The sequence below is a fragment of the Maridesulfovibrio sp. genome (assembly GCF_965230075.1).
In the GTDB taxonomy this organism is placed as follows: Bacteria; Desulfobacterota; Desulfovibrionia; order Desulfovibrionales; family Desulfovibrionaceae; genus Maridesulfovibrio.
In genome coordinates, this window is sequence record NZ_OZ245945.1 from 4,408,252 (window position 1) to 4,421,826 (window position 13,575).

Here is a 13,575-nt window from a genome sequence, read left to right on the forward strand (position 1 = left end):
ATGTCTCAAATCACAATTGAAGAAGAGCTTAAGAAATCGTACTTAGAGTACTCCTTGAGCGTAATCATCGGCCGTGCGATTCCCGATGTAAGGGACGGGCTGAAGCCTGTACACCGGCGTATCCTTTACGCCATGCACGAGCTTGGTAACACCTACAACAGGTCCTATAAAAAGTCGGCCCGTGTTGTCGGTGACGTAATCGGTAAATATCACCCTCACGGTGACTCAGCTGTTTACGATGCCTTGGTACGTATGGCGCAGGAATTTTCCATGCGCGATCCGCTTGTTGACGGTCAGGGTAACTTCGGTTCCATTGACGGCGACGCTGCAGCGGCTATGCGTTACACCGAAGCAAGGATGTCCAAGCTCAGCTCCGAGTTTCTGGGAGACCTTGAGAAAAAGACTGTCGATTTCCGCGACAACTACGATAACTCATTGCAGGAACCTTCTGTCCTGCCTACTAAGGTGCCCAACCTGCTGCTCAACGGTACTTCCGGTATTGCGGTCGGTATGGCCACCAACATTCCCCCTCATAACCTCGGCGAGCTGATCAACGGTACCGTGCATCTGCTCGACAACCCCGAGTGTGAAATTGAAGACCTCATGGGCCACATCAAGGGGCCTGACTTCCCCACCGGAGCACTTTGCTTCGGCGGTAAAGGGCTTCGTGAAGCTTACCTGACCGGACGCGGCTCCATTAAAATCCGCGGTGTTGTTAACATCGAGGAGAAAAAGAACGGCCGCCAGTCCATCGTCATCACCGAGATTCCTTACGCTTTGAACAAATCCAGCATGGTCGAAAAGATCGCCCAGCTGGTGGGTGAAGGTAAGATCGAAGGCGTATCCGACCTTCGTGATGAATCCGACCGTAAAGGTATCCGTGTTGTTGTTGACCTTAAGAAAGGCGCAATCGCAGATATCATCATCAACTCCCTGTACAAGTTCACCCAGCTGGAACAGAGCTTCGGCATTAACATGATGGCTGTTAACGCCAACCGTCCGCAGCTCATGAACCTGAAGCAGATTCTGGCTGCATTTCTGGAACACCGCCGCGAAGTCATCATCCGCCGGACCCGCTTTGATCTGGATAAATGCGAAAAGCGCGCCCATATTCTTGAAGGTCTGCGTATCGCACTGGATAACATCGATGAAGTTGTTAAAATCATCCGCGGTTCCAAGAACGGTGATGAAGCACGTATCGGTTTGATGGAACGTTTCGAACTGTCCAAGGTTCAGGCTCAGGCTATTCTCGACATGCGATTGCAGAGACTGACCAACCTTGAACATGAAAAGCTGCTTGAAGAGTACGCAGAAATTCTCAAGAAGATTGAATACTTCAAGTCCATTCTTGAAAATGATGAAATACTCAAAGGCGTTATCCGCGACGAGTTGGTTGAGATCAAAGACAACTACGCCACCGAGCGTAAGACCGTGCTTATGGATCACAATCCCGATGATATCGACATTGAAGACCTGATCCCTGATGACGATGCGGTTATAACCCTTTCCAGACGCGGATACATCAAACGTACCCCGCTTTCCAACTACCAGAAGCAGAAGCGCGGCGGTAAAGGTATTGCCGGTGTTCAGACCAAGGACGGAGACTTTATCCACACCTTCCTGACCACCTCGAACCACCAGTACCTGCTGCTGTTCACTTCCAAGGGTAAGATGTTCAAAATCAAGGTTCATCAGGTTCCCGAAGCAAGCCGCATCGCCCGTGGCGCGCATATCGCCAACCTGCTACCCCTTGAAAAGGACGAGACCATTGCCACTGCAATGACCATGCGCGAGTTCGAAGAGGAGTGTTTCTTCCTGTTCGTAACCAAGAACGGCATGATCAAGCGGTCCTCCATTGCTCTGTACCGCAACTGCCGCCAGTCCGGTATCCGCGCAGTAGCCCTGAAAGACGGTGATGAACTGATTACCGTAAAAGAGGTCAGCGCTGATTCTGAAGCTGTACTGGTTACCAGAAACGGTACCTCCATCCGCTTTAGCTGTCAGGATGCAAGAGCTATGGGCCGCGTAGCCAGCGGTGTTAAGGGTATTGCCCTGCGCCCCGGCGACGAGGTTGTTTCCGGCGTTGTGACCGGCGATGAAGAGCGCGTTCAGCTGCTGACCATCTCCGAAGGCGGTTACGGTAAGCGTACCGATATTGAACAGCACCGCATTCAGACCCGTGGCGGTAAGGGGATCATCAGCATGAGGGTGACCACCAAGACCGGCAAGGTGCTTGGTTCAATCATGGTTTCCCCTGATGATGAAGTTGTCCTGCTGACCTCCGGTAACAAGATCATCCGCATGGGTGTCAAAGATGTTTCCCTTGTTGGCCGTGCCACTCAGGGGGTTCGTCTTGTACGCATGGATGACGGTGACCATGTTGTCGGTTTTGACCTTGTTCAAGATGCGGCTGAAGAGCCAGCTTCCGAACCTGAAGGCGAAGAATCCGAATAATGAAGAGATTCTTGATTATATTAATCGCATCCCTGCTGCTTATGGCGCAGGGATGCGATAAACCTAACGACAACAGATCAGAAGTTATCGATAAGGCTAGGTCTAGTTTTATTAGCGGCTTTTACAGTGATTCGGAAAAAGGGTTCGAAAGATACCTGCAGGATAACCCGCAGGGCGAGCATCGTTTTGAAGCCTGGAATTATCTGGTAAAAATTGCTGCTGAAGTTCGTCATGACAGCGAGCGCGGTGCCGCTATTCTTGAGGCCATGTATCTAGAATTCGGCCATAAACCTGATATAGCCTCAAAGTTGAAGCTGCAACTGGCTGAAATGTATATTCGTACCGGGCAGTACAAAGCTGCTGTTGAGGCTCTTGAAAAGAGTCTTGAATATGCGGACCAGACACAAGAGCAGCTTGATTCAAAGCGGACCCTGCTTGCCGAAACTTTTTGCAAGCTCAGGAATTATGATCTCGCCATTTATACATACAACGACATAGCAAAAACTACTGATGATCCGGCCACCAAAGCCCGGGCTATTTTTGAAATGGCCCATACATTGACTCTTATTCAGGCCTGGGAAAGGGCGGAATCAGAGTTGGAGAAGCTGCTCAAAATGGACGGTGTTCCTGAGAGTATCCAAGCCGAAGCAACATTCATGCTGGCTGATATCTATGAAGACAGGCATGAATACAAACAGGCCGCAGAGTTGCTGGAAGAGATTGTCGATACCTACCCCAATCCATACGCAGTCAGGTATAAACTCGATTATTTGAAGAAGAAATTTTAATGATCGGAAGTTTTGAACTTGTAAGGCCTGCTTGCAAGTTCAAAATGTTCCAAAAACTGCTCAACTCGTTTAGATCACAATTCCCAATCCCTTCGCAATAAACCCACCTAAAACCGAAACAACCTCTGAACGGTTTCTCGGCTTAAATCTCAAGTCTATATAGACAGATTTTATGGGCGGTAATCCGTCTGAGGGCAGGGCATGTCTGCATCCTTTGGCTGTTGTGTCTTTGGTGACCACAGCTATTGCCAATCCTCCCTGAACTGCGGCAAGTAACCCGGCCAGACTGGGGCTGCCGTATGCAATGCGGTATTTACGACTTGCTTTTTCAAGAGCTTTCAAACCGTTTTCCCGGTAACAGCAAACCGGATGGAAAAGGGCTAAAGGCAGTTCTTTTAGCCCTGAAGGGTCCATTCTTTCCGGCAGAATCCATGTCAATTCCAATGGAGCAGAAAATTTAGTTTTGACATTATCGGTTGCAATAACCAGATCGAGTTGTCCATTATCCAGCATTTTGCTTAAGTTCGGGGTGTCATCACAAAAAACATCAACTTGGACCTGTGGATGGTTTACGGAAAATTCCCGCAGTATACCGGGGAGATGTTTCATGGCGTAATCGTCAGGTGCTCCCAAGCGAACCTTGCCATGAAGTTTTGGTCCGGATACAGCCGTAAGGGCCTCATCGTGCAGTTCAAGTATCTTGGCTGAATAGCGGTAAAGAATTTCACCTTCGGCGGTAAGGCTGACCCCTCTTCCGTCCCTCTTGAAAAGTAGGCATTGCAGGTCTTCTTCCAGTTTTTTCATCTGCATGCTTACTGCGGCCTGTGTTTTATGTACAAGGCTGGCAGTGCGGGTAAAGCTGCCTGTGTCAGCTGCTACTAAAAATGAGCGAAGCAGGTCCGGAGTCAGTTGTGCAGTTTTTGCGATATCAAGCATTTTTATGTCTTAGATAAAAAACATTAGTTTGTCTAATGTTCGTGGTTCAGTCACTATCTTCACAGGCAAGAAGTTAAATCCAAAAACAAGGAGATAAAAAATGGCTGAAAAACAAGTAGAAATTCATACTCAGATTGGCGAGAACTGGGCAACTTACAACAAACTGATGCCCGAAGTAGGAGATCTTTATGACCAGTTTCACGGTGAAATCTACAAAGACGGTAGCGTGAAGGCTAAAGAGAAAAGGCTGATGGCTGTGGTGGGTGCACTGGTCAGCGGGTGTCGGGCCTGCATGCTTTACCAGACTGAAGAGGCTCTGAATCTTGGCGCTACTGTTGATGAAATTCTCGAAACATGCGCTGTGGCTATTTCCCTTGGTGGTACAATGGCTGCCGGGGAAGCAACCCATATCATGGGATTCCTTAAAGAGTTGGGAAAGATTGATTAGAGTTGAGGCGCTATCGCGCTTTTGATGAAATGATTTTGCCTCCGGCGGCTTAAACCCTTTGAAAAGGGTTCAAGAATCCCAAACTATTTTTAATAGGCTTTGCTGTTTCGTATTAATAAAATATTTAAAAAGTCGGCTCCGCAAGGAACCGACTTTTTTGTTTATTCTTCAAAATCATAAACTGTGTAGCTGCTCATCAATTCCAGCATGATGTAGGTGCTGGCATTTTCCCTGATACATGTGGCCGCATCAATAATCATCTTTAGCTTAATTCCAAATTCATCCAGAATCGATTTTTTGCGCACTTTGATGATTCTATTAGCGTATTTTGGATTCATATTAGATGAAGTTATCGATAGCCCTTTTGTGAAATAATAATTATTTGATGAGCGAATAAGCTTTTCGATGCCATGCATGTCGTATTCGTCATGAATCAGTTTAAGCTTGAAAAGACTCATGGCAATATCCTCTGCCGGAAGCTCATCTTTTACTGCCGGGATGAGTAGCAGGGGACCGTTTTTAAGGAGTTTGTCCTGCATGGAATTATCTTCAGGAAAATGGTCGGCCAATCTTGCGGCGAAGTCACGGTCATTTTTTTTGTCCAGCAGTTCCAGCAGAAATTCTTCAATCAGATTTAGGCGCAGTTCGTATTCACGAAATGTTGATACGCGCAGTCCTTCAGCTTTGTCGCTGAATTCACTTTTTCTGAGATCATCAATGGTATGGGCAAAAATTTCAGCACTGAATTCATCTTCAAGTCTTTTGAGGACAATGTTTTCGGCTTGTGCCTTTTGTCCGAAAAGAGATTTGATATTCTTGGCGGCAAGATTCCACCATGAAATTAAATCATGAATGTCATTGTGATAAAAATTAAATCTGGGAAGAGTGTCTGAGAAGTCAGATAACTCTCCGGAAGTATTCAGAATTGATTCATCAAGGCATATTGTGGGGACTTGAATCCTGCCATCTTCTTTTAGTTCCTGAACCCGGTCCATTAAGTCTTCGCAGGTCTTTTCAAAACGGGAAAAAGGTATCTCTAACTCTCCGTTTTCAAAATCATTAATTATCTTATTTATCCGCACAGCACGGACCATATTGAAATTCTCTAATACCTTTAGGCGGGTGTTCTCCGAGAGGAGAATAATGATTTTAGCTGCGGTGGCGTTGTTAATTTCACGGCTGAAGATTTCCTGCAAACAGAAGTCAGGAAGCAGGCCGAGTGAATCGAGCTTGTACTGTTTATTGAGTGATGAAATTTCAGCCATAATGTTTTGCCCTGACGAAGACGCGAAGCGTATTGAAAGGTTTTGAAAAGGGGAGTCCAGAGGGGAAAAACTTTTGCAAAAGTTTTTCCCCTCTGGTCGCCGAAGGCAATATTAAAGTACAGGCAGATAGGTTGAGATTTCGTACTCAGTTACCTGAGTGCGGTATTTATCCCATTCCTTGATCTTGTTCCTGTAGAGGTTGCTGTGAATATGTTCGCCAAGGCATTCCTTGACCACTTCACCGTTTTTCATGGCCACGGCTGCTTCGTAAAGGTTGCCGGGCAGGGCGGTGATACCGTGTTCTGCAAGGGTAGGGCCGTCCATGGCGAAGATATTTTCTTCGATAGGTGCAGGCAGTTCGTAAGCTTCGTCGATACCCTTGAGACCGGCCTGCAGCATTACTGCAAAGCAGAGATAGGGATTGGCTGCCGGATCAGGACAACGCAGTTCCATTCTGGTGGCGTTTTCCTTGCCGGGTTTATACATGGGTACCCTGACCAGTGTGGAGCGGTTCTTACGGGCCCATGAAACATATACTGGTGCTTCATAACCGGGAACCAGACGCTTGTATGAGTTTACCCACTGGTTGGTAACGCAGGTCATTTCCGGGGCATGCTTTAGAATACCGGCAATGTAGCTCTTACCTTCAGGGCTGAGATGGTATTCATCATTGGCATCGAAAAATACGTTACGGCCGTTTTTGAACAGGGACTGGTGCACGTGCATGCCGGAGCCGTTTTCACCGAAGATGGGCTTGGGCATGAAGGTGGCGTAGATACCGTGTTTTCGGGCCACTTCCTTGACTATAACCCGGTAAGTCATGGCGGTATCAGCCATGCGCATACCTTCAGCATAACGCAGGTCGATTTCATGCTGGCTGGGGGCAACTTCGTGGTGGCTGTATTCTACATCATAGCCCATCTGTTCGAGTGAAAAGATGATGTCTCGGCGTACATCGTTACCGAGATCCAGCGGCGGAGCGTCAAAGTAGCCGCCACGGTCAATGATTTTGGTGCCTTTTTCATCCTGAAAGAGGAAGAACTCAAGCTCGGGGCCTACATAGTAGGTGTAACCACGCTCAGCAGCCTTATCGAGAGTCTTTTTGAGTACCCAGCGGCTGTCGCCTTCATAGGGCGTTCCATCAGGATTCTGGATGTCGCAGAACATGCGGGCTACAGGGCGTTCTGTGGGGCGCCATGAGCAGAGCTGGAAGGTTGTGGGATCAGGGATGGCAATCATGTCCGATTCTTCAATACGGGTAAAACCGAGGATTGAAGAACCGTCAAAGCCCATACCTTCTTCAAAGGAAGCTTCAAGTTCCTTTGGTGTTATCTGGAAACTTTTCAGAGTTCCGAGAATGTCCACAAACCAGAACTGTACGAAACTTATATTGTAGTCACGTACAGCTTTCAGAACATCGTCAGCATTTTTGCAGTTAAAGATTGGCGCAGTCACAGTGGTTTCCTCCTTAAAAAAGAAGTTTTAAAACAACCCCGGTAAAACAGGATAGTTTTTGATATTGTTGAAAATAATTGTGCCAGATTATTTAATATCAGGCTGATAATAGCTGATTATGGATTCTTTTTGCAAACAGTATCCGCACAATTTTCCAGAAATCAGATCGAATCAATCAAGTCCCGTACTTCCTTGAAGAAGGAAAGAATATCTGCATGGTTGCGAGATTCAGAATTAATATCCAACTTGTTGAAGAAAGATACAATATTTCCTTTGGGGGTCTTGGTCATGCTGAAGTGAAGCTCGTAGAGAGGACCTTCAGATGATTTGACAGCCAGTACCCAGTCCCGGCCTTCTTTGTGCCAAACTCTAGAGGCTCCTTCGAGCTTGCGGGTGCTGACCAGATAGACCAGCTCCTGCAATGTGAAAGGGTGTCCCGGCTTACCGGGCAGGCCTAGAAATTCACCGTTTTCAGAGTGGATAACCACCGGGAGTTCCAGAAAATCAGCTTCAGGTTCAATAGCTGAAGTGTCAGCATCAAAAGAATATGAGTCTTCCTGACCGTTATCTTTCTTGATGGTCACAACCTTTTTGGCTGTGATTCTTTCAGGTTGCTGCAATCCACCGGAGCTGGCCAGTATATCTTTGATTTCCTGCAGTAGCTCAGTTGTTTCTGCCGGGGATTCACTTTGGGCCTGCACCAGTTCTTTAAGGGATTTTTCCATGCGCGCAAGGCGTTGCTCCGCTTTTGCCTGAGCTGTAACCAGTGCAGCAAGGCCATTCATCATCTGAGAGGTTGTTTTAGCCAGCTTTTCGAATTCATCATTGTTAATTTGTGAATCCGACTTGGTTTCCGATAACTGATGATTTTCTTTAACCGACTCAAATTCTGTTAAAAGTTTGTCGCGAATCTGCTTTACCGATAAATTTTTGTTAAAGAGATCACGGATGCGCAGGCAGAGTTTGTCAGCTCCTTTTCTGAAGCGCAGGGGTTTGCCGTGTCCGACAATGAAAAAGAATTCGGGAAATTTTTTACGATAACTCTTGATGGTGGTGACTGATACTCCGGTAATGGAGGAAAGGTTCCGGTGGGTGAATGTTTCGGCAGTCATTTTAAGTTGTCCTGTATAATTTTTATTGATCCGTCAGCTTGCAGATCAATGTTTATCTACTGAATCGTCATAAAATAATTCCAATATATCTAGTGAATAGTAATTGGATTTAGTTATCGATAACTTTAATCGTCAGTGAGGTCAACAAGGTAAAAAAATAGAACGGCTGCAGTCATGGTAAAAGCAGCCGTTCTAAGCAACAGAGGTCATGAGATAACCTTACTCAGGAATGTGAGTGGAGTATTAATCCCTGAGAGACATCAGAATAATCCCCCTTCGGATTGAATAGCAATGTTAAAATTTAAATCAGATGTTAAGTTTATTTAAGGTAATGCTCTAGTTTTTTATTTATGGAGTAAAAATAATTTTTAGTTATCGATAAGTATTTATGGAAAATGTCAGTTTTGAAATCTGGTCAGCAGGGAAATGATGAAAAGAACAACCAGAGCGGCCATGAGGATGGTATTGATATTGATGCCGCCTTTGATTTTTTGCTTTTTGCGGTACCCGAATATCAGGATCAGGATTGCTATGAAGAGAAGAAGCTTGAACATACGAGTCTGCTGGATTTAAATCGTTTTGTAGTGTGGACAATGTTTAAATCGTCTTGTGGAAAAAAGCAAAGTAATATGCCGTCTCCATAAAGTTTGATTAGCAGCTATATTTGAATTATTATATTAAAATTAATAGGTGCGAGTTTGTATCACTAAAATATAGTCGGAGCGCTATGATCATGACTTGGAAAAAATGTGCAGTAATTGTTTTTATGTGCATCTTGTTATCTTCTCTGTCTTCACTCTCAGCGCAAGCATCCAGCATGCATCAACTTATTGAGCAGCATTTATTGGGAGACAAACCTCAGTTGTTTCAATGCCCTTCGGGAACTTCTTTGCATCGAATGAAGAGTGATTCCAAATTTTATTGCATTAGAATTAACTATTCGAGCAGCAATTATTGCCCTTCTGGACAAGAGGAAGTTTTTCTTATTCAAAGAAATAGATTAATTCCGGTTTGCGTTAAACAATTTCGAAATTGATAGTTTGGGTCTAGTAAAATCCACAAAAAAACGGGACAACAGCGATTGCCATTGTCCCGTTTTTATTTTGAGTAATTGTTGTTGCTAGATAACTTTATTCAGCGGGTACTCGATGATTCCCTCTGCTCCCATGTCGATGAGTTCTGGGATGAGTTCGCGGACAACCACTTCTTCGACCATGATTTCAACAGATACCCATTCGGGATCGGAAAGATCGGATACAGTGGGGGAATTCAGGCTGGGCATGACCTTCATGGCTTTTTCAAGAGAAGCCTTGGGCATGTTCATTTTAAGGCCGACCATCTTTTCAGCCCGCAGCGCACCTTGGAGGAGCAGGTTGATATTTTCGATTTTTTTGCGTTTCCATGGATCGTTCCAGGCGTCCTTGTTGACGATGAAGACGGTGTTGGTGGACATGACTTCGTCAATTACACGCAGGCCGTGGGCCTTGATGGTGGTTCCGGTTTCAGTAACTTCGACGATGGCATCGCAGAGTCCTTCGACAACTTTTGCTTCAGTGGCACCCCAAGAGTAGAAAACGTCTACGGGGATGTTCTTGGATTCGAAGTATTCTTTGGTGGCGCCGAGAAGTTCAGTGGCGATTTTTTTTCCGGCAAGGTCTTCAGGTTTTTTGTAGGGAGAGTCTCCGGAAACCGCTAGAATCCAGCGGGCAGGTCGGTTGCTGACTTTGGAATAGACGAGGCTGGAAATTTCTACAACATCGGATTTGTTTTCAAGAACCCAGTCTCTTCCGGCAAGTCCGCAGTCCAGAACTCCGTCTTCAATATAGCGGGATACTTCCTGTACCCGGCACATGGAGATATTCAGCTCTTCATCGTTAACATCAGGAAAATAGTTTCTGTGGTGCAGGTTGATCTTCCAGCCGGACTTGGCGAAGAGTTTGATTGTTGAATCCTGCAGGGAACCTTTGGGCAGTCCGATTTTAAGTTGTTTGGACATTATTTATATACCTCCTTGGGGTCAAAAACCATGGGCGAACATTCAATTACTTCGCCATCCTTAAGTTCACGATAAAAACAGCTTCTGTATCCTTTGTGGCAGGCTGCGCCGCCGATCTGGTCCACGAGCAGGACAAGGGTATCCTCATCACAATCAATCTTGATGGATTTGATTTTCTGCACATGACCGGATGTTCCGCCTTTATGCCAGAGGGTGTTGCGGCTTCTGCTCCAGTAATGGGCATCACCGGTTTCAAGCGTCTTATTCCATGCTTCTTCATTCATGTAAGCCATCATTAGGACTTCGCCTGTTTCAGCATCCTGCGCGATGGCCGGTACCAGACCGTTCATTTTTTCAAAGTCGGGCTTGATCATACAATCCTCTGTTTAGCGGGGCTTTGCAGCCTCATGTAATTAGATGAAAAGGGATTTGTTATCCCGCCAATTGCCTTATATTGAAATTTCCCGTGAGCCAAAAAAAAGCGCCGTCTGATCTCAGGCGGCGCTTTTAAGTATGTGTAAGGAAATATCTGCGTTATTTATCGCTTTTTCCCTGGCACTCCTTGCAGACGCCGAAAAGATACATCTCATGATGGGTAAGTTCGAAACCGTACTTCTTAGCAAGTTCTTCCTGTAGATGTTCGATTTCGTTGTCCACAGCTTCGATGGTCTTACCGCAACGTTCGCAAACGAGATGGTCATGATGCTCATGACCGTACTTATGCTCATAGCGGATGACTCCGTCGTTGAAGTCGACGGATTTGGCAATGCCGGAGTCAGCAAGTAGTTTAAGGGTACGGTAAACAGTGGCCTGTCCGATGGATGAATCTTCTGTACGGACAAGGTTGTACAGTTCTTCTGAAGAAATATGGCCTTCCTCAGCAAGGAACACTTCCAGAATTGTCCTGCGCTGGGGGGTCATCTTAAGTCTCTGACGGGTCAGATATTCAGTAAATATGTCCTGTGCTGATTTCATTAAACTGTATCCAAAAAATTTATGATTACCTTGAGAATACAGTTCACTTACATTGAATTGAAGACCGATGTCAATTGATCATTGCTCATATTTATTCCTAGGAGTATGAATATCGCAAAAAAGTGACGAAATTATGTCCTGATCATGAATTATTACAATTTTCAGGTCTGTTTCGTTTCGCCCTTTGCGGGGATCGATAATACTAAACCAAGGAGCTATGCAAAATGGAACTGGAAAAATTTATTTCTGAATGGACTGAAGATCCTGCCGGCGTGAAAGATGTTTTTGTTGAATTCAAGCAGATTCTCGAATCTCTCGATAATACTGAGATTGAATTCCATGCCCGTCCCGGTGTTACCTATTCCATGCGCGGAGTTAAGAAAGGTCAGGACAAATGGCCTCTTTTCGCAATGGTGGATGTTATTGATGATGATCCCGCCAACCGCTGGCTTTCCGTTTGCTTTTTCGGTGATTGTATCAATGACCCTGACGAGCTTGGCGACTTTGTTCCCGGTGGGCTCCTTGGTCAGGATGGACATTGCTTTGATGCTGATGACGCTGAACCCAAGGAATATATTGCTGCCAGAATTAAGGAAGCACATTCAAATCAGTAAGCCAGATAATGATGTAATTCTTAGCGGGTTTCAGTGTAGCTGGAGCCCGCTTTTCCATTTATAATCTTACTTTAACTAATTTCCATATACATACATTCCTGTTATGGTGTTGCTGCTTTAATGAATATTATTCGTTAGTATTATATACCGGACACAATATGCAGGAGTTCCTATGAGCAAAGCACAAGTTGTGAGCAAGGATAGTGAGCCAAGAATTGATAAGATGCTCCAGCCTTTCTATGAGTTCGTTAAGGTCGAATCTTCCGGTGGGTTGGTGCTGATCATAGCAACAATTATTGCTCTGATCTGGGCCAATTCTCCCTGGGGGCATTTGTACGAAGCTTTTAAGAATATGCCGCTTATTGTCGGCGCTGGAGATTTTGTTCTTTCAAAGCCCGCAATTCTCTGGATCAATGACGGCTTGATGGCAGTGTTCTTTTTTTTGGTCGGCCTTGAGATCAAACGAGAAATTCTTGTCGGTGAACTCAATTCCTTCAGACAGGCTTCATTGCCGATTTTTGCGGCTATCGGCGGTATGGTTGTTCCGGCGCTTGTTTACGTTTTTTTCAATATGGGGACACCTTCTGCTGACGGCTGGGGAATCCCCATGGCTACGGATATCGCCTTTTCTCTGGGGGTGCTTTCAATGCTCGGTGACCGAGTTCCGCTGAGCCTTAAGGTTTTCCTTACAGCAGTCGCCATTGTAGATGACATCGGCGCAATACTTGTTATCGCGATTTTTTATTCTTCGGGTATCTCGCTTTGGATTATCGGGCTGGGAATGCTCTTCTTTCTGTGCATGATGGTACTGAACCGTCTTGGAGTTCGCCATCCGCTCCCATATCTGTTTTTGGGAGCCCTGATGTGGTTGGCTTTTCTTAAAAGCGGTGTCCACGCTACAGTAGCCGGGGTTTTGGCTGCCATGACTATTCCCGCCTCTACAAGGATTTGTTGTACTGATTTTACCATTCCCATGCGTAACCATATTACTGAATATGAAATGGGCGGGGATAAAAACAGGGTAACTCTTTCCAATAAGCAAATGCTTTCAGCCCTCGGTAATATGAATAGGGATGTGCTTATGGCCAGCCCGCCTTTGAAGAGGATTGAACATAACCTGCATTACTGGGTTGCTTTCGGGATTATGCCTGTTTTCGCCCTTGCAAATGCGGGTATAAACTTCAGCGGCGAAGGTGGAGGAATTGATATTTTCCATCCGGTAAGCCTTGGTATCTTCTTCGGCTTAATCGTGGGGAAAGTCATAGGAATATGTTTTGCCAGTTGGGTAGCCGTGAAGAGCGGAATAGCTGAAATGCCGAGAACGTTAGTTCCCGGTCATTTTGTCGGGGCGGCATTGTTGGCGGGGATAGGTTTTACCATGTCTATTTTTATTACCACCCTTGCCTGGGATGCTTCTTCTCCTTTCATTGTTGATGCCAAGTTCAGTATTCTTGCAGCTTCTGTTGTCGCCGGAATTCTGGGATTTATTGTGTTGAGAAGTTGCCCTCTGGCTGTAGGGTGTGAAGATTAGG

The 13,575-nt window shown here is 45.7% G+C and carries 13 protein-coding genes; 5 read left to right on the forward strand and 8 right to left on the reverse strand.

Going from position 1 to position 13,575, the window contains the following annotated elements; all coding sequences use genetic code 11:
• Both gyrA and ACO05Z_RS19855 read left to right on the forward strand, forming a co-directional pair.
• Entirely contained in the window at positions 1–2,454 is a 2,454-nt protein-coding gene (gene gyrA, locus ACO05Z_RS19850) for a DNA gyrase subunit A (protein ID WP_421903922.1), read from the forward strand.
• The gene (locus tag ACO05Z_RS19855; protein ID WP_421903923.1) at positions 2,454–3,242 is read left to right on the forward strand and encodes a tetratricopeptide repeat protein; all 789 of its coding nucleotides are present in this window, start codon (positions 2,454–2,456) and stop codon (positions 3,240–3,242) included. Before gyrA ends, ACO05Z_RS19855 begins: the two co-directional genes overlap by 1 nt.
• 69 nt (positions 3,243–3,311) lie before the next feature.
• Here the strand turns inward: ACO05Z_RS19855 and ACO05Z_RS19860 are convergent, their stop codons facing one another.
• The gene (locus ACO05Z_RS19860; RefSeq protein WP_421903924.1) at positions 3,312–4,178 is read right to left on the reverse strand and encodes a LysR family transcriptional regulator; all 867 of its coding nucleotides are present in this window, start codon (positions 4,176–4,178) and stop codon (positions 3,312–3,314) included.
• 100 nt (positions 4,179–4,278) lie between these two features.
• On the opposite strand from ACO05Z_RS19860, the gene ACO05Z_RS19865 reads away from it, so the two are divergent.
• Positions 4,279–4,626 (forward strand): carboxymuconolactone decarboxylase family protein, encoded by a 348-nt coding sequence (locus ACO05Z_RS19865; protein WP_421903925.1) that lies wholly within the window; start codon positions 4,279–4,281, stop codon positions 4,624–4,626.
• Positions 4,627–4,787: 161 nt separating this feature from the next.
• Here ACO05Z_RS19865 and ACO05Z_RS19870 read toward each other — a convergent pair whose 3' ends face one another.
• The 7 genes from ACO05Z_RS19870 to ACO05Z_RS19900 all read right to left on the reverse strand — a co-directional run bounded on the left by ACO05Z_RS19870 (position 4,788) and on the right by ACO05Z_RS19900 (position 11,429).
• The gene (locus ACO05Z_RS19870; protein WP_421903926.1) at positions 4,788–5,891 is read right to left on the reverse strand and encodes a hypothetical protein; all 1,104 of its coding nucleotides are present in this window, start codon (positions 5,889–5,891) and stop codon (positions 4,788–4,790) included.
• A 111-nt stretch (positions 5,892–6,002) separates the two neighbouring features.
• Complete coding sequence (locus ACO05Z_RS19875) at positions 6,003–7,346, reverse strand: glutamine synthetase family protein (protein ID WP_421903927.1); 1,344 nt, start codon at positions 7,344–7,346, stop codon at positions 6,003–6,005.
• Positions 7,347–7,507: 161 nt separating this feature from the next.
• Positions 7,508–8,458 carry a hypothetical protein gene (locus ACO05Z_RS19880; protein ID WP_421903928.1) on the reverse strand — a complete coding sequence of 317 codons (951 nt, stop codon included), beginning with the start codon at positions 8,456–8,458 and terminating at the stop codon, positions 7,508–7,510.
• 398 nt (positions 8,459–8,856) lie between these two features.
• On the reverse strand, positions 8,857–9,012 hold the full coding sequence (locus ACO05Z_RS19885; RefSeq protein WP_421903929.1) for a hypothetical protein: 156 nt from the start codon (positions 9,010–9,012) through the stop codon (positions 8,857–8,859).
• A gap of 566 nt (positions 9,013–9,578) precedes the next feature.
• The gene (gene hisG, locus ACO05Z_RS19890; RefSeq protein ID WP_421903930.1) at positions 9,579–10,454 is read right to left on the reverse strand and encodes an ATP phosphoribosyltransferase; all 876 of its coding nucleotides are present in this window, start codon (positions 10,452–10,454) and stop codon (positions 9,579–9,581) included.
• Positions 10,454–10,828 carry a phosphoribosyl-AMP cyclohydrolase gene (hisI, locus tag ACO05Z_RS19895; protein ID WP_421903931.1) on the reverse strand — a complete coding sequence of 125 codons (375 nt, stop codon included), beginning with the start codon at positions 10,826–10,828 and terminating at the stop codon, positions 10,454–10,456. The genes hisG and hisI overlap by 1 nt, the downstream gene beginning before the upstream one ends.
• Before the next feature lie 160 nt (positions 10,829–10,988).
• Positions 10,989–11,429 (reverse strand): Fur family transcriptional regulator, encoded by a 441-nt coding sequence (locus ACO05Z_RS19900; RefSeq protein WP_421903932.1) that lies wholly within the window; start codon positions 11,427–11,429, stop codon positions 10,989–10,991.
• Positions 11,430–11,653: 224 nt separating this feature from the next.
• Between ACO05Z_RS19900 and ACO05Z_RS19905 the strand changes: the two genes are divergently transcribed.
• Together ACO05Z_RS19905 and nhaA are read left to right on the forward strand one after the other, a co-directional pair.
• Positions 11,654–12,043 (forward strand): hypothetical protein, encoded by a 390-nt coding sequence (locus tag ACO05Z_RS19905; protein ID WP_015853659.1) that lies wholly within the window; start codon positions 11,654–11,656, stop codon positions 12,041–12,043.
• 172 nt (positions 12,044–12,215) lie between these two features.
• A complete protein-coding gene (gene nhaA, locus ACO05Z_RS19910; protein WP_421903933.1) occupies positions 12,216–13,574 on the forward strand; it encodes a Na+/H+ antiporter NhaA in 1,359 nt (452 codons plus the stop codon).
• Position 13,575: the final 1 nt, after the last annotated feature.